Origin of the sequence: Mesorhizobium neociceri, from assembly GCF_013520985.1 — a bacterium.
Classification (GTDB): Bacteria; Pseudomonadota; Alphaproteobacteria; order Rhizobiales; family Rhizobiaceae; genus Mesorhizobium; species Mesorhizobium neociceri.
This window is the reverse complement of record NZ_JACDTY010000009.1, coordinates 194,386-215,548: the sequence shown is the minus strand read 5'-3', so window position 1 is coordinate 215,548 and position 21,163 is coordinate 194,386. Positions and strand designations below refer to the sequence as shown.

The following is a 21,163-nucleotide window of genomic DNA, read 5'->3' as shown; positions in this document are numbered from 1 at the left end:
GCCTTGGCTGCAAAGCGCGCCACGATCGGCGTTCTGTATCCACAAGAGAGATTGGCATGAGAAGAAGCGGCCCACAATTCGGATAGGTCGCCTAACTGAGGAATGCCCTGGTGTCCACCGAACCACTCCGCCGGCGCCCAACGATCCCGTGAGGCACCGGCTAGAACTTTTGCTCCACGCGCCTGCCTTCAAAGGAGAGAAGGAAGGCGAAGTGATCTCCTCAACCTTTGTGCTCCAGGTGCGGGCCGACTATCATAATGGCGGGCTCGGTCGAAAGAAGCTTTTTCGCTACCGCCTTCACCTGCTCGATCGTCACCTCTTCAATGAGGCCGGCGCGGCGCTGGATGTAATCGATGCCGAAATTATTGAGCTGCATATCGAGGAGCGTGGCTGCAATCGAGGCGGAGGAATTCAGATAGTTGATGGGATAGGCGCCAATTTGGTGTTTCTTTGCCGCCGCGAGTTCGGCCTCCGTCGGTCCGCGCTCTGCCATCTGCTTCACGACGTCCCGCACCAGGCTGAGCGTCTCGGCGGCGCGGTCCGGGCGCGTCGCGGTCCTAACCAGCAGCGTCTCGGAATGCTGCTGTTGGAAAAGATCGGAGTGGACGTAGTAGGCGAAGCCACGCTTTTCGCGCACCTCCTGGAACAGGCGGGAGGTAAAGGCCGAGCCGCCGAGAATATCGTTCATCAGCATTGCGGCGTAGAAGTCCGGCGCATCGCGTTTCACGCCGGGGTAAGCCAATGTAAGCGAGGTCTGCGGCAGGTCGTATTTCACCTTGACCTGCTGGCCGAGCTGCGGCGTGACATCGGCGACGGGAGCGAGCGCCTGCGTCGGAGGCAATTCGCCGAAGACTTGGTCGAGCTTTTCCCGCAGCGCGTTGGCATCAATATCGCCCACCACGACAAAATGGAGCCCATCACGGCCGAAAGTGGCCTTGTGGGAGGCCCTGAGATCGGCTGGTGATACGCCGGCGACGCCTGATTTTGTGCCTTCTTCCGGCCTCGAATAAGGATGGCTGCCGTAGAGCACGCTTAGCCATTCGCGCTCAGCGATCGCGTTCGGTTCGTTCTCATTGCCGATGATGCCGGAGAGGATCTGAGCGCGGATGCGGTCGGTTGCCTCCTGCTCGAAGCGCGGCCTGTTGAGCGCTAGCCCCAACAGGTCGAAAGCGGCATCCTTCCGCAAGGAAAGCATGCTCATCGCGCCGTGAACGCCGTCGCGTTGTGCTTCGAGGGTCATAGTGGCGCCGGCACGATCCAGCTTTGTCTGGAAGGCATCGCCGTCGAGATCGCCAGCACCCTGTGGGACCAGGCGCGCCATCAGATTGGCGAGCCCTTCCTTGCCCGGCGGATCCTGGGTGGTGCCGCCGTCGAAGAAGAAGTTGATGGTGATAATCGGGTTTGTGTGGTCCTCCACCAGCCAAGCGTTGATGCCTTTTGCAGACTTCACCTCTTGGATGCTCATCGCCGCATGGGCGGTGAGCGGGGGGAGGACAAGGAAGAGAATGGCGAGGAGAAAAATGGCCAGCGCGGTCCTTGGGCCGGGGACCCCGCCGTGTGTCACGACAAGCGGAAAAGGCAAGCTATGTTCGTGGGTGCCGCGGTATTGGGGCGCTCTCATGTCATTTCTCCGTCTTGGGCAAGAGATAGCCGGTGGTCGAACGGCCCGGCACCAAATAGCGGGCGGCGAGAGCCTGGATCTGACTGGCAGTGACCTTGCGGATGCGATCCGGCCATTCCTGGACATCTTTCACGCTGCCGCCTGCGGCAAGCGTAGAGCCATATATAATGGCCATGGTGTCCTGGTCGTCCTGGGCGAATATCATCGAACTGACATAGCGGGCCTTCGCCCTGTCCAACTCGTCGTCGCTGACACCGTTCGAGGCGATGCGGGCAACCTCGGCCTCGGCTGCAGCTTTCAAATCGGTAAGCTTGGCATCACCGCGCGGCACGCCGTAGATCGTGAATTTGGTCGCGTCCAGCACTGCGCTCCCGGCGCCAGGTAGCATGGTGCCATGAAAATGGGCTCCGGCCTCGGTGGCGATGCCCTGTTCCACCACCAGCGCCTGGTAGAGGCGGCTTCCATCGCCGCCACCGAGAATCTCGGCCAACAGATCGAGCGCTTCGGCCTCGCCCGGCTTTGCCGTGTGATAAGAGGGCACCACCCAATGTGTCGAAAAGCGCGGCACCGAAATCCGCACATCGCTAAGCAGCACTGCGCGCTTGGTGTCCTGCGTCGGCTCGACCGGCCGGTTGCGCGGCGGCAGATCCGGCCCACGTGCCACCTTGCCGTAGGTCATCTCGGCCAGCGCTTTGACCGTCTCAGGGTCGACGTCGCCTGACACCACCAGCACGGCGTTGTTGGGCTGGTAGTATTTGTCGTAGAGGGAAAATGCATCGGCGCCGCTTAGCCTAGCCACCTCCGCCATCCAGCCGATTGTCGGCATTCGGTAGGGCTGGTTCTGCCAGAGCGTCGCGTCGACCTCCTCTTCCAGTACCGCCGCCGGGTCGCTGTCCGTGGTCATACGACGCTCCTCCAGGATGACGTCGCGCTCGGTATTGATGACCTCCTGGCTGAGGGTGAGATTGCGCATCCGATCGGCCTCGAAACTCATCATCTCAGCCAACCCAGAGGGCGGCACCGTCTCGATATAGGCGGTGTAATCGCTGCTGGTGAAGCCGTTTATGGAGCCGCCCATGGCCGCTGCAGCACGGTCGAGCTCGCCGGCGGCATGGTTGCTGGTCGCCTTGAACATCAGATGCTCGAGGAAATGCGCTAGACCGGAACTGCCAGGTTGCTCGTCGGCGCTGCCGACCTTGTACCAGACCATATGAGTGACTATCGGCGCGCGATGGTCGGGAATCACCACGACCTGCATGCCGTTGTCGAGCACGAAATCCGTTACCTTGCCGTCATCGGAGGCGGCTAGAACCGCAGTAGTCGACGTGAGTGCCAGCGCGGTCGCAATGAAGGCCCTGCATAGCCAACGTAACCCAAGTCTGATCGATGGCTTCGCTTGCGGCAGGGTGACAGGCGAGTATCGAGGCCAAGTGATCTGTTTCCCATTCTGAAGGCGTTGCGGTCCCGCCCCCCGTTCTGAGAGTAAGTGGGTCGATGGGCGGCGCCGAGCCCGGGCCGTCTTCGTCTTGCCCAGCCCTGCTCGAACGTCATCTTTGAATGCGTCCGGGGAACTGGCGGCGGTATTTTTGGCTGAGATCATGAACGACTTCTCCTTGGTCTGTGACGCGGATGCCGAAGCCCCGCACGTCGCGTGCCAGACGAGAAAGCCATTGCGCCAATGTGTACCAATCGACTTTGCTACGCGACGTGTCCGACATTGTCGGACATCGGACAGTGCCGCACGCTGAAGCGGCTGCGGCTTGGGACGATATCGTTGTAGGAACAAACGTTGAGTCTACCGCCACCAGTGCGGACCGGCGCTGTGCGTTGGCGTAGTCGCAGAACGTCATAGCTCGCTGGGGTAGCGGCGAGCTGCGTGCTGATCGGGCGGTGCGTCCGAGAAGCCGTGCCTGCGTCTCTCTGGCGTGAAACTGGTCAGGTCGCGTCGAGCAGGATCCGACCGCTGTATTTTTCGATGTCTACACGGCTCTCCAATACAGCTTCAACGTCGCCTACTCAGACAAAGCAGTGAGGCCGACGGGTCTTTTCGTCGTCTGAGCAACAATCCCCAACCAACGTCCAGCATCAAGCCTGAGCGCAAGCAACTGCGTTTACCCGGCTGGAATGGCACCTAAGTGTGAGGCAAAAACCTGCGCTGCCGCGAGGCTCTCCAGTGCCTGACCGCAGCGCTGGGACGCTCGACAGCGCATCCCAGATGTCTGATTGGTAACAGCCCCGTGCGTTCTGAACGTGTCAGTCCACGGCGCAACGCATTGCGGAGGCGCCGAAATCTGCCGGCTGTGTGCCGATTCGCCAGCGTCAGCACCGGACAGACGGCCCGGCGATAGGCGGTCATGATGGGTGCTCAATCATCGGCAGCCTCATGCCGGGTTTTTGGAATATTTTACTTTTGCTGGGCCTCCGACCGCAGTATTGGTGGGAAGTCGGAGCGGCCTGACGGCCTTTCCACGGATGCAATTGTTACAAGGGATTACGCATATGGCGACTGGAACAGTGAAGTGGTTTAACAGTACCAAGGGGTTTGGATTTATCCAGCCCGACAATGGCGGTCAGGATGTTTTCGTCCACATTTCTGCCGTCGAGCGCGCGGGCCTTTCAACCCTCGCTGACGGCCAGAAGGTCAACTATGAAATTGAACAGGACCGCCGCACCGGCAAGTCCTCCGCTGGCAACCTCAGCAAAGCTGGCTGACTTTTCTGCTGCGGCCGCGACCCAAGCGTCAGAGGACCGTTTCTCCTCGGCGATCTCCTGAGCGAGCGGTTCAACATCAGCGCAAGGCAGTGTCGTTTTGGAAAAGGGGCAGAACCGCACGCCAAGCGGTTCGCCCGGCGAACCTGGCCCGTACCACGCCGAAAGCCATTGCACTGCGGTGTCGCACAAGCAACGATTAGTCGCTCTATTGGACTGGATCGGGCGCCAAGACTTCATCGAAGATCGACAGCAGGCATCGCCTGGTCGGGCCGAGTAGCGCCCACCACGCTCCATCTCCAGCAGCAAAAATGTGTGTCCGCCAAAGGCGGCGCAAATAGGCGCGGCAAGTCCCGGCCTTTATATTCAGTCGACCGTGAAGAATTCGGAAGCTGCTGATATTCCATAGGAAACGCGCGATTTGCAGATTTCGGAATTGCAGGAACTGGCCAGTTTGTGGGTAGTTTTCTTGCAATTCCAGTTTGCGATTTCCCTGCCTGCCGAAGCGTGATTCACTGCTTTCATCGCAGTGAATCGGAGCCAGGCGATGGGCAGACCACGTGAACGGCGCGAGGCGGGAGAACAGGCGCGCCCGCCTTGATCAGATCCTCAACATGAACCACGAGTTGGTGCGGCTGGCCCGCGCCATCGACTGGCCGGTGCTGGAGGCGCGCTTCGGCGAGGTCTATTGCGACGGGCCCGGAATGCCGCCGCTGCCGACCCGGCTGATGGCCGGGCTCGCCATCCTCAAGCACACCTTCAACCTGTCGGACGAGGTGCTGTGCGCGCGCTGGATCGAGAACCCGTACTTCCAGTACCTGTGCGGCGAGGAGTTCTTCCGCCACGAGCTGCCGTTCGACCGCTCCTCGATGACGCGCTGGCGCAGCCGCATGGGCGAGGAGCGGATTGCAGCCCTGCTGCAGGAAAGCCTGGCGGTCGCCGTCAAGACCGGGGCCATGAAGCCGCAGGATACGCGCCGGGTCATCGTTGACACCACCGTGCAGCCCAAGAACGTCATGTTTCCGACCGACGCCAAGCTCTTTCATCGCGCCCGCGAGCGGCTCGTTCGCCTGGCCAGGAAGGCGGGGCTCGACCTGCGCCAGTCCTATGTCCGGGTCGGCAAGCGGGCGCTGATCATGTATCAGCGCTACGCCCATGCCAAACAATTCAAGCGGGCCAACAAAGCCCTGCGCAGGCTCAGGACCTATCTAGGGCGCATCATCCGGGACATCTCCCGCCAGATCACCAACGAGGCGGCGCTCGAGGCCATCTTCCGCTGGCCGCTCTACCAGGCCTCGACCATTCTGGAGCACAGGCAGCGCCAGCGCGGCCGCAAGATCTGGAGCCTGCATGCGCCGGAGGTCGAATGCATAGGCAAGGGCAAGGCGCATGCGCCCTACGAGTTCGGGGTGAAGGTGTCCGTGGCGACGACGCTTATGCGCTCAAAGGGCGGTCAGTTCGCCCTGCACGCCATGGCGCTCCCAGGGAACCCCTATGACGGCCATACCCTGGCAACGGTCATCCCGGACATGCAACGGATCATCGGATCCGAAACGCAGCGCATCCTCGCCGACGCCGGCTACCGCGGCCATAACGCGCCGCAAAGCCACAAGTTGAGGGTCTTCACCGCCGGTCAGAAGCGCCGCGTGACCCCGGCCATCAAGCGCCAGATGCGACGACGATCGGCTGTCGAGCCGGTGATCGGCCACATCAAGAGCGAACATAGAATGGGTCGCAATTACCTCGCCCATACCCAGGGCGATGCGATCAACGCCATCCTGGCGGCCGCCGGCTACAACTTCTACCTCCTGCTCACTTGGCTGAAGCAATTTTTGTGGCTCTTGATCGCTGCGCCTCACATCCGGCAAAAGCAGCTTACGGCTTAGGACCCGCATTGTTCACGGTCGACTATTCAGAAAGCCGGTGGCCGCCGCGCGCTTCAGTACGAATTCTGTCTAGTCAAATGGAAATCAGGCATCCGCCTTCTTGCGGGTCCGCTTCGCCGGCACCGGCGTTTCCGGCTCTTTCGGTTTGCGGCCGAGCCCCATCGTCTTGGCCAATGCCGAGCGCGCCGCAGCGTAATTCGGTGCGACCATTGGATAATCCGCCGGCAGACCCCATTTGGCGCGATATTGATCCGGCGTCAGTCCATAGTGGGTCGACAGATGACGCTTTAGGGATTTGAACTTCTTCCCGTCCTCAAGTGAGATGATGTAGTCCGGTGTCACCGACTTCTTGACTGGAACAGCAGGCTTAAGGGCCTGGGGCTCTTCTGCAGAGACGCTCCCGGCCGTGCCTTTCAGTGCCTCGTGCACTTGACCGATCAGAGCAGGGAGATCTCCCACCGGAACCGGGTTGTTGGAGACGTAGGCTGAGACGACATCGGCTGTGAGTTCGATGAGGCTGTCAATATTTTTGTCGGCTTCTTCTGTCATGAAACGCTCCGGCAGCTTGAAACAAAGTCGGCGAAGCGTCGCTTCATAGTGGTGCTTGCCGCTAAACGCAACAATGTCATATCAAGATTGTTGCTCGTCCAACGTTTGGCCGATCACTGTTGGTGTCCGCGCAGCTCTGTAGGTGTTAGCGGTAATCGCGATCCCCCTTTGTGCAAAACAAAGGCGGGTTGCTCATAAAAAGAGCAAAATCGGCGCTATCACCGATCATTGAGCAGCCAGCGTGTGTACTGGTCGGACTTGCAGGGGCAACCAACGGCTATCGGAGGCGGTATTCTATGGAGTTGGAAACCGTCAGTGTGCTCCAAAGGCGTAGGCAAAGCGCTATGACTCAGGACATCACCGCCAAACCGAGCAGCGGCAACCTGTTTGCGGAGTTCAGGATTGGCAATCGCGAACGGGCATGCTCAAGCCCAAGCTGGCCCGCGAGATCCGCGCCATCTTCAAGCGTGGGCGCCTGACCCAGGTGAAGTCGGCCGCAGTGCTCGGGACGAAACAGGCCCGACGTTTCCACGATTGCCACCGGGCGCACGGCGAAGGTTTTAACCAGACAGGCTGGTTCCCTGTCTCAACAAGTTGACTAAAGTTGACGGGGTGGTTCCCGACAAGACCCAATGAGAAGAACGACGGCACGGATCGTCCAAACGTATTCAACATTCAACGGTTTAGTGCACGCCGAACGCTTGATGCTGCGCACCCTCGAGACGCTCGTGCTTTCTGTGTCGCTTAATCCCGCGCCTTCGGGTATCGCGGCGGAGTCCGGTTCGCCCGTCGCGGCACCAGCCATCGACAAAATTCTCGCGCACCAGCCGGTGAAAGCCACGACGACGAGCTCATCGCCGTCATCAACCGCGAGATGGGTGCCTGAAGCTGTCGCTAGGACGACGCGGAACGCGGAACAGATTTTGCGCCCGAAGTTGAAGAGCGCTCCTTATGGGGACTAAAAGCGATGCTCGTAGCAACGGACGATGCGATCTCGGCGGCTGTTTTGGCCGGCAGAGGCGCAGATGCGCAAATCCTGGGCGTGATCGACGCAGCCAACAAAATTGGAGCCCAGATCGGCGTGACCAGCTTAGGACGCGCCGTCCAGTTCGTCGCAAATGCGTCCGTGCTTGGATATGACGTTCGCGGTGCAATGGTCTTCTATGGAGAACGAGAAACGCCAAGCTTACGGATGTGGGACTGCGAACAGCTTTGGGCGCTATACGGCAGTGCCCTTCTTGAGCCATAGCGCGAAACGCCATCGCGGCGAAATCATAGCTCTCCGAGTGAACTTACGGTCTGGCGCGCACAGTTCCGCCGTAGAGCGTTAACCTCGATCGCATCCAAGAGCATCCTTACAAGCGGACGAAAGGCTTTGGATAGTTCTCGTCACGACGACTGGTCGGTCCAGTGGCAAGTGCAACGGGGCTCGGTGGTAGGCGGGCGTGCCAAGCCGTCAACCCAAAGCCGACCGCTATTGTTGGGCGGCGACACCGATCGCGCACGCCATTGCAAGCGAGCGCTGCAGGGCGCGCGCTTACTGCTCGCCTGGATGAGCTCAATCGACCCGGTATGAGGCGGTGGGCAGACTCGATTGTTTCACGCCAGAACTCTGCTCGGCGATTCGGAGCTGGACGTCCCCAGTGCCGCATGACGGCCTTCGTTGCTCTTCATCTGACACTTAGACCCTGAACGCGGTCAGGGCTCCTCATCCAAGCTCACGAAGCTCGGGGGCTCTGCGCAACATCGGGGTGAGCGATCCTATCGGGCAAGTTTCTCAGCACTCCTGGTCGCCATGTTGCCCAGGATGGCATGAAGCAGCGCTCTCACCTCTTGTTCGGCGAGCCGGGGTGCAATTCCTGATTCGGACAGTTGGACGAGGATTGTCATGGCGGTGGCGCGCCAGAAAGCGTTCGCGTCCTCGCCGTTTTTGGACTCAAGGATCCGGGCGATCCCGTCGACCAATTTGCGCCGACGATGCAGCGGAAACGCACTTATGTTCGAATCGCACATGGATCACTCACGTCCTTTGCTCGAGGAATAAGCTGGTGGCTGAAAAATTTGGTTAACAGCACGTTCTATCCGGTGCTTGGACAGGGAGAATGAAGCGTCCCTGCGGGAGCGTCGCGCGTTCACCGCGGCGCAGTCTTGCCGAGAGGTCAAGCGCGCTGGCGCAATCTCCGCAGTGCTGTTTCCGGCTAGCGCGGGCGCCGGCGGTAGAGATCCATGAGACTTGGCTCGAAGCGCCCTGCTCAATCAAAATGGGGCATGTGCGCGAGCACAAGAAGGAGAGCTCGAGGGCATTGGCCGCCTGAAGCGGCCGGTGCGCCCGCCGCTCCGCTACGCGGGGCTGCGCGGCGGACGCCCCATTCAATGCCAGCCATCTTTTAGAACTTGACGCACACAACTGGCGAAGACGGGATCTCCCGACTTACGTGCGCGGTGCCGTTGTGGCGTCGGTCGGCCGCTGCTTGGATCTTGCGGGTCACACGGGCCGCGCAACCTCGGCCTGCACTTTGTCCCGCAACGCGCATGCTGCAGCAACCATGTTCATGAGGGCAGGGCGGACCTCATCCCGTCTCCGGGTTTTGAGGCCACAGTCCGGATTCACCCACAGTTGGCCGTCACACACTCGCTCGCGGGCAAGCGTTAGCAGGTCCGAAATCTGCGACTTCTGGGACGCGCGGTGAGTGAATGTCGTAGACTCAGGGACCGATTTCGTTCGGGTATCCGCTCGCCTGGGCCGACTGTAGCAGGGGAGGGTGGGGCAGCATGTCGTCGGAAATCCCGCCTAAAGCCATGCCGCCTGTTCCGCCGCGTTGCGCAGGTTCTGCCGCGGGCGCGGGCCAAGCTGCTGGATAACCAGCCCGGCGGCCAGCGAGCCGAGATCGCCGCAATCCTTGAGGCTGCGCCCGGTCGTGTAGCCGTAGAGGAAACCGGCGGCATAGAGATCGCCGGCACCGGTCGTGTCGACCAGCTCCTTGATCGTGGTCGCCTGGATGACGACAGTCTCGTTGCCGCGCACGATCACCGAGCCTTTTTCCGAGCGGGTGACAGCGGCTATTCCGCAGTCCTTGCGGATGGCGGCGAGCGCGTCCTCGAAGGAAGCAGTCTGGTAGAGCGACTTGATCTCATGGCTGTTGGCGAAGACGATATCGACGGTGCCTGATCGCATCAACTCGAGGAACTCGTCGCGGTAGCGGTCCACACAGAAGGAATCCGACAGCGTCATCGACACTTCGCGACCGGCGGCATGCGCCAGCCTCGCCGTCTGCCGGATGGCCTCCTTGGCGCGCGGCGGATCCCACAGATAGCCTTCGAAATAGGTGACCTTGGCGCCGGCGGCCTTGTCGGCCTCGACATCTTCGGGCCCGAGCTCGACGCAGGCGCCGAGATAAGTATTCATCGAACGCTCGCCGTCCGGCGTGACGAAGATCATCGAGCGCGCCGTCGGCGGTTCGCCCTGGAGCGGCTTGGTGTCGAAGGCCACGCCCTGGGCGTGGATGTCGTGCGCGTAGATATCGCCCAGCGCATCGTTCGACACCTTGCCGAAGAAGGCGGCCCGTCCGCCCAGACTGGCGACGCCCGCCGCCGTGTTGCCGGCGCTGCCGCCGGATGCCTCGATCGCCGGCCCCATGCGGCTGTAGAGCAATTCGGCGCGCTGCGCATCGATGAGGTTCATCGCGCCCTTGATGATGCCGTTGGTCTCCAGAAAAGCCTCGTCGCATTGCGCGATGATGTCGACAATGGCATTGCCGATGCAAAGCACGTCATACTCCGGCATCAAGATCTCCGTCCGACGTCGATATCCTCTGAAGCAGGAGCCGGCTTGTCGCCCCGCCCGTCGGGCGTGGGAATGGCTGCACGCGGGATCCTGCGACCGACCCTCACGCAGCTGCCGGTCCTAATTCACGCAGCAACTCGTCCGCTCTGTCCGTTTTCTCCCAGGTGAACTCAGGCTCTTCACGGCCAAAGTGTCCGTATGTCGCGGTCTTGCGGAAAATCGGGCGCAAGAGATCAAGCATTTTGATGATGCCTTTAGGCCGGAGGTCGAAGTGCTCAAGAATGAGGCGCTCGATCCTTCCTTCCTCGACCTTTGCCGTTCCGAAAGTGTTGACGTGGATAGACACCGGCGCGGCGACGCCAATCGCGTAAGCAAGCTGAACTTCGCAGACCTCCGCAAGGCCGCTGGCAACCACATTTTTTGCGACGTACCGCGCCGCGTACGCCGCTGAGCGATCGACCTTGGACGGGTCCTTGCCCGAAAAGGCGCCGCCGCCGTGACGGCCCATCCCACCATAGGAATCGACGATGATCTTGCGTCCGGTAAGCCCGCAGTCGCCTTGTGGCCCACCGACAACGAACCGGCCGGTCGGATTGACCAGGAACCTGATCCCGGTCGTATCCAGGTGAAGCGGCAAGACCGGCTTTATGATCTCCTCAATGACGCCTTCCCGGACCTCGGCTTGGGAGACCTCCTCGTCATGCTGGGTCGACAGGACTATGGTGTCCAGCGCCACCGGCCGGAAATCATCATAGCGCACGGAGACTTGAGATTTCACATCCGGGCGCAGCCAGCCAAGTCGTCCGGCTTTGCGCACCTCCGCCTGTTTTTTTGTCAAATCATGAGCGAGTTGGATGGGTAAGGGCATCAACGTTTCAGTCTCGTTGCATGCGTACCCGAACATGAGCCCCTGATCTCCCGCGCCTTGCTCGAGATCCTGCCCTCGTCCTTCATCAACGCCCTGGCTGATGTCGGGCGACTGCTCGGAAAGAGCCAGAACGACGGCGCAGCGCCGGCCATCAAAACCGATGGCATCGTCGTCGTATCCGATATCGAGGATCGTATCGCGGGCAACTTGACTGTAATCGATCTGCGCCTTGCTGGTGATCTCGCCGGCCAGAACGACCATCCCGGTCTTCACCAGCGCTTCACAAGCGACGCGCGCCTTCACATCCTCACGAAGGACCGCATCAAGTATGGCATCCGAGATGTTGTCGGCCATCTTATCCGGGTGTCCCGCGCCGACGGATTCGGAGGAGAACACGAACTGTCTAGCCATGGTGATAGCCTCGCTTCAGGTTGTGGAGTTGGATGGGCTCGCCCCGGTTACGCCGCCTTGCGGTCGCTGATGCCGGGGACGTCGAACGCAGCGCAGAAATCTGCAACATCTCTTCGCACGCGCGCTTGAACATCTGCGTCGTCGGGCTTGCTGCAGATCAAGTCGATGAAAGCGGCGATCTGCACCATTTCCCCCTCGCGCATGCCCATGGACGTCACTGCCGGGGTCCCCAAGCGGATCCCGCTTGTGACCGATGGGTCGCGCGTGTCGCCTGGCACCATATTGAAGTTTGTGATGATGCCTGCCTTTGCCAAGCGTCCCGCATAGGCTTTGCCTGACAGTGGTCGCGTCCAGAGGTCCAGGATCAACATGTGATTGTCAGTCCCGCCGGTGACCAGGTCATAACCACGGTCCAGAAGTGCCTGGGCCAAAGCCTTGGCATTCTTGACGATCTGCTGACCGTAAGTGCGGAATGACGGGCTCGCGGCTTCCTGCAAAGCGACAGCCAGCCCGGCGATGGTATTCACATGAGGGCCGCCTTGCAGTTCAGGGAAGACCGCGCGATCTATACGCTTGGCAAGGTTGTATTTGCTCTGCTGATGATAAAGCGTTTGGTAGCGGTCTTCGTTCTTTGACAAAATGAAGCCGCCGCGAGGGCCGCGTATGGATTTGTGCGATGTGCTGGTGACCACGTCGCAATGGGGCACAGGGTTCGGATGCGCTTCTGCCACGATCAGACCGCTGATATGCGCGATGTCGGCCGCCAGATAGGTATTCGCCTCCGAAGCGATTTCGGCCATTAGCGCGTAGTCAAATGCACGCGGATAAGCAGTTCCGCCAACCCAAATCAGTTTCGGCCGCTCCCGCTTGGCCGTCTCGCGCAAGCGGTCATAGTCAATTTGCTGCGTCTCTTCGTGGAGTCCGTAGGGGACGCGTTTATAATCAGTCCCGGAAAAGTTGACGGCCCAACCATGAGTCAGATGGCCCCCTTCCGGAATCGGCAAGCCCATGACTCTGTCGCCTGGGCGCAAAAGCGCGCGGTAAACAGCCTGATTGGCCGGCGAGCCGGAATAGGGCTGCACATTGGCGTGCTCGCTGCCAAACAATGTTCTCAAGCGCTCAAGGGCGAGGCTCTCAAGCTCATCGACAATCGCGTTTCCCTCATAGTAGCGCGCGCCGGGATAGCCCTCGGCATACTTGTTGGTGAAGATGGAGCCGGTCGCTTCCAGCACCGCCGCGGAGGCAAAGTTCTCGGAAGCGATCAGTTTGAGCGTCGTCCGCTCCTGCTGCTCCTGCTTTAGAAGCAGTTCGTGAACGCGCGGGTCGACCGCGGCTAAGCGAGAGCGCCCGCAGGTGTCGGGCTGCGCGATGGCGCCGGCGGCGGAATTGTCCATGGCAGTTCGCGCTCCCATTCGGATTGCTATTTCACGATCGAGCAGGCGGTTGCCTTCGACCGCGCGGGTTGAAACGCTTCGAGGCGTTGTAGGTCGCGTTGGTGATGGCCATCCTCGTGCGGAAGGAGATCGACCAACAATTGAACCAGCCCGCCGTTCCTGCCTTCTGTTCGCAGATGGTAGGAATAGCGGGGACGCTGTTCGGTGTGGCAAAGCAGGTCGGCTCTGACAAGCAGACGGACGTGCCGCACAACGAGCTCGCGACGCAACTCCAGAATTTCTGCCAGCTCGTAGACAGTTAGATCAGCATGCGCGCAAAGGCCCAGGATTCTAAGGCGATCAAGGCGCGCCAGTATCCTGAGGCACTTGACCAGCGTCAACATCGGTCAGCATGAAGCCACATGGAAGAATTTGGTGCTCGTCCGAATGGTCTTTTCATCTGCATTCCATATTCTGTGATCCTTGACCGGTTATATTTATGACCTAGATCGCTGGTCGCCTGCGTTCCGCTCGTTTTGGGATTTGCCAAAGTTTGTTTGTCGCAGAGATCATTGGATTGGCCCAATCAGCTAAACGAGATCCATGTAATTAAGCGAGGCGAGCGGAAGAGCATGTCACTCTTCCCCGCCGACTATGCATGTTGGGCAACGTACCATCCGATGCGGACCGGAGTTGCTAAGACTCTGTGAATTTTCTTTGAAAGAATCATTGCAACGCCTGCCCCGTCGGGTGTGAGAACATGCGCCAACACCGCCGCAACCATGCAGAAAAGCGCCCGATCGTGGCGCCTCGCGGCTGATGGCTTCAATGAGGAACGGCGTCGGTGCGCATGGGCAGGACGTCTTCGCGCCGCCTTGACGAGTTGGTGCCTACGGGCCTATCCCACGGGCCTCCTTAGCACTCGTGACTGGCGAGTGCTAAGGACCCGCGCTCCGGCAACGGAGAACCGTTCAACCTCAGCACCAGGGATATCAAAAATGGCAAAGTCGAATTTCCGACCGCTTCATGACCGCGTGGTCGTTCGCCGAGTCGAATCCGAATCCACGACCGCCGGCGGGATCATCATCCCAGATACGGCAAAGGAAAAGCCGCAGGAAGGCGAGATCATCGCTGTCGGCTCCGGCGCCCGCGATGAAGCCGGCAAGCTGGTTCCCCTGGACGTCAAGGCCGGCGACCGCATCCTGTTCGGCAAGTGGTCGGGCACCGAAGTCAAGCTCAATGGCGAAGACCTTCTGATCATGAAGGAATCCGACGTCATGGGCATCATCGCCTGATCATCGACCTCACCACTGAATCTTGAATCTTCGGGCTCGTTGCGAGCCCCTGCCAGGAGCTAAACATGGCTGCCAAAGACGTAAAATTCTCCCGCGACGCCCGTGAGCGCATGCTGCACGGCATCAACATCCTCGCCGACGCGGTGAAGGTGACGCTCGGCCCCAAGGGCCGCAACGTCGTCATCGACAAGTCGTTCGGCGCCCCGCGCATCACCAAGGACGGCGTCACCGTCGCCAAGGAAATCGAACTTTCCGACAAGTTCGAGAACATGGGCGCGCAGATGATCCGCGAAGTCGCTTCGAGGACCAATGACATCGCTGGCGACGGCACTACGACCGCGACCGTTCTGGCACAGTCGATCGTCCAGGAAGGCAACAAGGCGGTTGCTGCCGGCATGAACCCGATGGACCTGAAGCGCGGCATCGACCTCGCCGTCACCGACGTCGTCGCAACGCTGATCAAGAACGCCACCAAAATCAAGACCTCGGAAGAGGTTGCCCAGGTCGGCACCATCGCTGGCAATGGCGACGAGTCGGTCGGCAAGATGATCGCGGAAGCGATGCAGAAGGTCGGCAACGAAGGCGTCATCACCGTCGAGGAAGCCAAGACCGCTGAGACCGAACTCGAAGTCGTCGAAGGCATGCAGTTCGACCGCGGCTATCTCTCGCCCTACTTCGTCACCAACGCCGACAAGATGGTTGCCGAGCTCGAGGACGTCTACATCCTCCTGCACGAGAAGAAGCTGTCCAACCTCCAGGCCATGCTGCCGGTTCTCGAAGCCGTCGTGCAGACCTCGAAGCCGCTGCTCATCATCTCGGAAGACGTCGAAGGCGAGGCCCTGGCCACGCTGGTCGTCAACAAGCTGCGTGGCGGCCTGAAGATCGCCGCGGTCAAGGCGCCGGGCTTCGGTGATCGCCGCAAGGCCATGCTGGAAGACATCGCCATCCTCACCGGTGGCCAGGTCATCTCGGAAGACCTCGGCATCAAGCTCGAGAATGTCGGCCTCAACATGCTCGGCCGCGCCAAGAAGGTGTCGATCTCCAAGGAGAACACCACCATCGTCGACGGTGCCGGCAAGAAGGCCGAGATCCAGGGCCGCGTCGCCCAGATCAAGCAGCAGATCGAAGAGACCACCTCGGACTACGACAAGGAGAAGCTGCAGGAACGTCTCGCGAAGCTCGCGGGCGGCGTTGCGGTGATCCGCGTCGGCGGCGCGACGGAAGTCGAAGTCAAGGAAAAGAAGGACCGCGTCGATGACGCTCTGAACGCGACCCGCGCGGCCGTGGAAGAAGGCATCGTTGCAGGCGGCGGCGTCGCTCTGCTGCGCGCTTCGGCCAACATCAAGGTCACCGGCGTCAATGCCGACCAGGCTGCCGGCATCAACATCGTTCGTCGTGCGCTGCAGGCTCCGGCCCGCCAGATCGCGGCCAACGCCGGTGCGGAAGCTTCGATCGTTGCCGGAAAGATCCTTGACAACAAGGGCGCGACCTACGGCTACAACGCCCAGACCGGCGAGTATGGCGACATGATCGTCATGGGCATCGTCGACCCGGTCAAGGTCGTGCGCACGGCTCTCCAGGACGCGGCCTCGGTCGCCGGCCTGCTCGTCACCACCGAAGCCATGATCGCCGAGGCTCCGAAGAAGGAGTCGGCTGGCGGCGGCATGCCTGGCGGCATGGGCGGCGGCGGCATGGGCGGCATGGGCGGCATGGACTTCTAATTGCCGAATGGTCCCGAAAAGTTGCAGACTTTTCGCAAGACCATTCGCAATGGGAATTCCATAACGCACGCCCATCAACCAACAATGCTCAAGCCCGCGAGCGGGCTTGAGTGGCGGCATGGATTTTTAGTCCAGCCCACCAGCCACGGATCCGAAAGGGCGGCAGCGATGCCGCCCTTTTCTTCGCCTTGGGTCGAAGAAACGGCCAGCTTGAACGCCGGCCACAGGAGTGCGTTCCGCCGCCAGAACGATGCCACTTAAAGCCTAATGAGGCGGTGCAACTTCAAGAACACCCACCTAAGGGCCACGGCCGCCAAATTACGACATCCCTGACGTCGTGTGGCAGCTTGTCCGACATGGCGAGATCGGCCATACAGACATCAGGCTGGCTGATTCAACTTAGGCGTTTCGGCCCGCGTCCTCTGATGCCAACCCGGGAGATGCGGCCGGCCCGCAGCCAAGTTCCACAGAGGCTTTTTTTGCCCAATTGGAATTGGCACATTGCGCTAATAACCATCACCGAAGCGATCATTTGGTCGAAAGCAATTAAGATCATGCAGCGTGAAGATCGTCACCCTCCCGTTTCAGCGACTCTCGCGCCATTTCGCAACCATGTGTTTCGCTCGATCTGGACGGCCACACAAATATCCAGCGTCGGATGGCTCGTGCAAACGGTTGCCATCAGCTGGCTGATGGCAACCATTTCAGCGTCGGATCTGATGGTTGCCCTGGTGCAGGCCGCATCCACATTGCCGGTATTCTTCCTGTCAATCCTTGCCGGAGCCATCGCCGACAATTTCAGCCGCCGATGGGTGATGTTTGCGGGACACTGTCTGATCGCATTGGCGTCATCGACGCTGATGATTTCTGTGGGACTGGGATTTGTCCATCCATGGCTCATACTCGGACTGGGTTTCCTGGCTGGCTGCGGCTTCGCGTTGAATGATCCGGCCTGGCATGCTTCCGTCGGCGATATCCTCGACAAGCGCGACATTCCCGCCGCAGTGACGCTTATGTCGGTCGGATACAACATCGTGCGCAGCATTGGTCCGGCTCTGGGCGGCGTCATCATGGCCTTCTTTGGGCCTCTGGCCGCTTTCGCCTTGGCCGCGCTGAGCGATCTGGCGCCCCTTAGCGCAATATGGCGAACCAAATGGAAGGTTCGCTCTTCTCCTCTGCCTCGCGAGAAAATGATGACGGCAGTTCATGACGGCGTGCGCTTCACGGCAATGTCCCTGGAGATCAGGGCGGCGATAGCCCGCGCCACCCTTTTTGGGTTGGCCAGCATCTCCATCCTCGCGCTGCTGCCGCTTGTGGTTCGGGATCAGTTGAAAAGCGGTCCAATTGTCTATGGCATCTTATTGGCCGGTTTCGGCATAGGTGCTTTCATCGCTGGCATGAGCAACGGCTACCTGCGGCGGACCGCGTCTCAAAACAGGCTGGTGGCGCTCGCCTCAATTGCTTGTGCAGCATGTTGCCTTTGCCTTGCCCTTACAACGTCGGTTGCGTTTGCGGCCATTTCGCTGGCACTGGGGGGCGCTGGTTGGCTTGTCACCTGGACGGGCATTGACGTGTCGGTTCAGCTGGCAAGCCCAAGGTGGGTTGTCGGCCGCACGCTCTCAATCTATTACGCCCTGAGCGCCGGCGGTATGGCTGCCGGCAGCTGGATCTGGGGTTCTGTCGCTCAGAACTATTCTTTGACCTTGGCTCTGGAGGGCGCCGCCGTGGCTCTGTTGGTCGTGGCCGCGGCGGGAATACTGTTGCCGATCCGTCCATGGGAAGAGACCGATCAGGAAAGTTCCGATTTTCATCCCCCCGAACTGGCACTCGAATTGAAGCCCAGAAGTGGCCCAATCGTTGCCAAAATTGAGTATTCCATTTCCGAGGAAAACATCGAGGCCTTTCTGGGATACATGCGCGCAAGGCGCCACATTCAGAGCCGTGCCGGTGCACGAAACTGGACGCTCCAGCGAAATCTCCAAACGCCATCACTGTGGACCGAGACATTCCGCACCCCAACCTGGATGGACTTTCTTCGCCTGAATCACCGGCTCACAGCAGCGGATAAGGAAGTTGGCCAGCATCTCCTGGCACTGCACAATGGTGAGCTTCCTCCGCGAACGGTGCTTTCGATCGAGCGAACGACAGAGGCAACTCGTACCCGTGCTCAACCGATACCGTTTCCGTCTCGCACCCAAAGGTGATTGGAGAAGAAGCTGTCAAAGGGATGAAAGCCGCCCCAGCTGCGGCCGCGTCGGGGGAGAGTTTCTGGTTGCGTTCCTGACTCGGGCTGGACGCGCCGACTGATCTTGTCGCGATCACCAGTTCGGTGACGGGAACCTGCAGCGCCGACTCGAGAGCAGATACGGCTCTCCTGGCGTTCAGGCCAACCTGTCCGGAGCCATTCCCGTGTACTCGGCGCACCGGGCGCTCCATGGCCAGTTGCGAAGAGGCGTGGCCGAGCATAGCGGAGCTGAGCAATCGCCTTCGCGCGTCGCGCCGGTTGATCGTCTTTCCAGGCCCACTCGCGCATGGCCCAGGACTAGGGATCGCTAGCCTCGGGTGGTCTAAATCCGGCCGGCCAGCTGCGGCCTAGCTGGCCGCGTTCAGAGCGGTCATCGCCGCGTCAAAGACTTGGCGGCGCCTCAAAGGCATAAATCGATCGCCGACGCCACATCGCAGCGTCAGATCGACGGGCATCGGAATCGTCCAAGTACGGCCAACCATGCCGCCTGATCGCCTCGTCGGCGAATTCGAGTTGGCGATGATCGCCAACGCCATGCCGGCCGCGATACGACATCACACTAACCGATCATCTCACGGTCTTGGTGGCGCAGAGCCTCTCAAGATTGCCGCTCAACTCGCCCACCGCAAAATTCAAAAAGCAACTGCAATCCTGACTTTTATGGGCCGTGTCAGCTTTCCGACAGGTAACCTCGTTAGGCCGATAACAAACAGCATGCTGCTGCCTGCCCAGATTTGCGGAGCGGCCGCATCAGGAGGGTAATATGAACCCATTTAACAACATCAACCCATCCGCGCGTTATTGTTCTACGAACCAGCCCACGGCGCGACAGTCGCCAAACCAAGAGCAAGCAGGATTTGAGCAGCACTTGGGCGAGACGCCACAGGTGCATGCGGCAGGTGCCCGCCCTAGCCAGGTCCTTGGCGTCTCTCAAGACGAGCGCCTCATCCAAGAGGCGGCCGATGAAGCTACTAAGCGGGGCCAACGACCGAGCACCGTTGATACATATAAAAGCGCGCTTCGCAGGTTGGCCGACGCGCTCAAGCCGTCTGGCCAAACACTTGCCACGCTCAATGACGAGTCATTGGTCGACCACGCTAAGCGGCTGTTTCCGAAAGACGGGGCAATGATCGCGGCATTGTTGATGCTTCGTCCGCGTCGTGTGCCCGCTGCCCCAAGCACGCTCCCTTATCTTCCTTCCAAAGCAGACGAGCTGCTCATCATGGAGGCCGGCGATGCACGTTTTGGTTCAAGCTTACGTGACAACACCGCCGCGAAAAATTCTGGCTTTCTTCGCAAGCTGTCTTCAGCACTCGCACCTTTCCCAATTGCTATGCTCGATCACGACTCGCTAGTCGAGCAGGCTAAGACGTTGTTTCCGACCGAGCGCAAGTTCATAAACGCGCTCGATAAGCTTCGTATTTACCGCGAGGGCGTTGGACTGAGCCCTGCGATCGCGGGCAGAGATTCCCGGTCGACGTTGGAGCCGACCGCTCACTTGCCCGTTCAAAGTGTCGGTCAGGAGCGGCTTTTGGGTAGTGCCACGGAGCACGACACCCGAGCGGTCAGGCAGATCACACAAGACAATGTCGCCATTCAGGCGCTGCTGAGCGAAAACCGCGTGCTGATGCCGGCCGCCACCTCGCTGCTGCCACATGGCAACGAGATCGAGCGGGAGTCAGCCAATCCGAATCCATTCGAGTTGCGCAAGCACCTTGCCTCTTTGCCTGAGTCCGGGTCCGCAGCGGATCAGCATCAGGCCTCGCAGCCACTCGATGAAGGCAATGGGCCGAAACTGGGTGCCTCGGGACTGCAGTCGGCTGACAAGACAATTTTGATAGGTCGCAGCAAGCGGCCCGTCTACTCCGAGGATGCGCCTCTGATTTTGGAGCTTGAGGCGGCGCTCATCCAGAGTGGGGCTGCCAAGCTCACCGCCAAGGGAAATGTAGGTGTCCTTCTCACATTCGATCGTTGGCTCTTCGAAAACAAGAAGCCGGGCATTGCTGCTCGGCTTGGCGACCAGACGCTCGATGACGATGTCGAGGAATTTGTGGAAAGAGGTGGCAATGCAAATACCCTGCCGGCAATGGCTCACCTCAAGGCTTCTCAGTCGGCTGCCGGAATAGCGCCAATTGCGAACCGCGTCGTGCTCAATCCTTATCCCGAGGACGCAGCCCTCATCACCAACTTCCAGCAGTCGCTTGGGAGGCGGACCATCTATGCACCAGCTCTTCGTGGATTCAGCCACTACCTGCGCCAAAACAACATGAAACCGATCGCTGGTCGGGTTAACGACCCCGCTCTTGCTGAAGCTGCCGAACGCTGTGAGGCTTCCGGTGGTTCCCAATACACCACAGAAGCACTCGGTTGTCTGCGAGGCTCACCGATGAAATTCGAGCCCATGTCTCGCCGCGTTGCCAGTCCGCAGGATGCGGTCTTCATCGAGGAGGCCAGTAAGTGGGCACTCGCGGCAGCAACTTCGAGAGCCGAACGCAATATCGTTTTTAATAGGGCTAGCGCGGTTCGCCGGCTTAGTGGGTGGCTCCAACAGAACGGCAGGGAGCCCATCATCGGCCGAATCAACAACCCTGATGCGCTGAAGAAAGATCTTATCGACTTCAAGCGTGCTACCAGCGAGACTGGGGTGGGGACAGGGTTGGAGCTGCTTCGTGAGTACCATAAAGGGCATGACTTAGGACGC

General features: G+C 60.3%; 15 protein-coding genes and 2 pseudogenes. 8 read left to right on the top strand and 9 right to left on the bottom strand.

Annotated features, from left to right (window positions below; all coding sequences use genetic code 11):
* Window positions 1-220: 220 nt before the first annotated feature.
* Window positions 221-1,621 carry a M16 family metallopeptidase gene (locus H0241_RS19715; protein ID WP_181059268.1) on the bottom strand — a complete coding sequence of 467 codons (1,401 nt, stop codon included), beginning with the start codon at window positions 1,619-1,621 and terminating at the stop codon, window positions 221-223.
* Between the two features lies 1 nt (window position 1,622).
* Window positions 1,623-2,894, bottom strand: coding sequence for a M16 family metallopeptidase (locus H0241_RS19710; RefSeq protein ID WP_407941758.1), 1,272 nt, complete (start codon window positions 2,892-2,894; stop codon window positions 1,623-1,625).
* A gap of 1,226 nt (window positions 2,895-4,120) precedes the next feature.
* Here H0241_RS19710 and H0241_RS19705 point away from each other — a divergent pair.
* Window positions 4,121-4,333 (top strand): cold-shock protein, encoded by a 213-nt coding sequence (locus tag H0241_RS19705; RefSeq protein ID WP_181059264.1) that lies wholly within the window; start codon window positions 4,121-4,123, stop codon window positions 4,331-4,333.
* Between the two features lie 544 nt (window positions 4,334-4,877).
* A pseudogene (locus H0241_RS19700) lies at window positions 4,878-6,216 on the top strand (IS5 family transposase).
* Window positions 6,217-6,300: 84 nt separating this feature from the next.
* Here H0241_RS19700 and H0241_RS19695 read toward each other — a convergent pair.
* Window positions 6,301-6,765, bottom strand: a complete 465-nt coding sequence (locus H0241_RS19695) for a MucR family transcriptional regulator (RefSeq protein ID WP_181059261.1) — start codon at window positions 6,763-6,765, stop codon at window positions 6,301-6,303.
* Window positions 6,766-7,186: 421 nt separating this feature from the next.
* On the opposite strand from H0241_RS19695, the gene H0241_RS19690 reads away from it, so the two are divergent.
* Both H0241_RS19690 and H0241_RS19685 read left to right on the top strand, forming a co-directional pair.
* Window positions 7,187-7,363 (top strand): hypothetical protein, encoded by a 177-nt coding sequence (locus H0241_RS19690; RefSeq protein ID WP_181059259.1) that lies wholly within the window; start codon window positions 7,187-7,189, stop codon window positions 7,361-7,363.
* Window positions 7,364-7,732: 369 nt separating this feature from the next.
* Window positions 7,733-8,014 (top strand): hypothetical protein, encoded by a 282-nt coding sequence (locus H0241_RS19685; protein WP_181059257.1) that lies wholly within the window; start codon window positions 7,733-7,735, stop codon window positions 8,012-8,014.
* Between the two features lie 512 nt (window positions 8,015-8,526).
* Here H0241_RS19685 and H0241_RS19680 read toward each other — a convergent pair.
* From H0241_RS19680 to H0241_RS19660, 5 genes and pseudogenes are all read right to left on the bottom strand, one after another.
* Window positions 8,527-8,778, bottom strand: a complete 252-nt coding sequence (locus tag H0241_RS19680; protein WP_027038885.1) for a DUF6074 family protein — start codon at window positions 8,776-8,778, stop codon at window positions 8,527-8,529.
* 472 nt (window positions 8,779-9,250) lie between these two features.
* Window positions 9,251-9,497: pseudogene (locus H0241_RS19675) on the bottom strand (hypothetical protein); the annotation flags it as partial.
* Between the two features lie 59 nt (window positions 9,498-9,556).
* The gene (locus H0241_RS19670; RefSeq protein ID WP_181059255.1) at window positions 9,557-10,549 is read right to left on the bottom strand and encodes an adenosine kinase; all 993 of its coding nucleotides are present in this window, start codon (window positions 10,547-10,549) and stop codon (window positions 9,557-9,559) included.
* Between the two features lie 103 nt (window positions 10,550-10,652).
* Entirely contained in the window at window positions 10,653-11,828 is a 1,176-nt protein-coding gene (gene metK / locus H0241_RS19665) for a methionine adenosyltransferase (RefSeq protein ID WP_181059253.1), read from the bottom strand.
* A 47-nt stretch (window positions 11,829-11,875) separates the two neighbouring features.
* Window positions 11,876-13,222: a serine hydroxymethyltransferase gene (locus tag H0241_RS19660; protein ID WP_181059251.1), complete on the bottom strand. Its 1,347-nt coding sequence runs from the start codon at window positions 13,220-13,222 to the stop codon at window positions 11,876-11,878.
* Between the two features lie 104 nt (window positions 13,223-13,326).
* On the opposite strand from H0241_RS19660, the gene H0241_RS19655 reads away from it, so the two are divergent.
* The 4 genes from H0241_RS19655 to H0241_RS19640 all read left to right on the top strand — a co-directional run bounded on the left by H0241_RS19655 (window position 13,327) and on the right by H0241_RS19640 (window position 18,421).
* Entirely contained in the window at window positions 13,327-13,524 is a 198-nt protein-coding gene (locus H0241_RS19655; protein ID WP_181059249.1) for a hypothetical protein, read from the top strand.
* 675 nt (window positions 13,525-14,199) lie between these two features.
* Complete coding sequence (gene groES, locus H0241_RS19650) at window positions 14,200-14,496, top strand: co-chaperone GroES (RefSeq protein ID WP_027038879.1); 297 nt, start codon at window positions 14,200-14,202, stop codon at window positions 14,494-14,496.
* A 65-nt stretch (window positions 14,497-14,561) separates the two neighbouring features.
* A complete protein-coding gene (groL, locus tag H0241_RS19645; RefSeq protein WP_181059248.1) occupies window positions 14,562-16,217 on the top strand; it encodes a chaperonin GroEL in 1,656 nt (551 codons plus the stop codon).
* A gap of 554 nt (window positions 16,218-16,771) precedes the next feature.
* On the top strand, window positions 16,772-18,421 hold the full coding sequence (locus tag H0241_RS19640; RefSeq protein WP_181059247.1) for an MFS transporter: 1,650 nt from the start codon (window positions 16,772-16,774) through the stop codon (window positions 18,419-18,421).
* Window positions 18,422-20,140: 1,719 nt separating this feature from the next.
* Here H0241_RS19640 and H0241_RS36415 read toward each other — a convergent pair.
* Complete coding sequence (locus H0241_RS36415; RefSeq protein ID WP_407941757.1) at window positions 20,141-20,710, bottom strand: hypothetical protein; 570 nt, start codon at window positions 20,708-20,710, stop codon at window positions 20,141-20,143.
* Window positions 20,711-21,163: the final 453 nt, after the last annotated feature.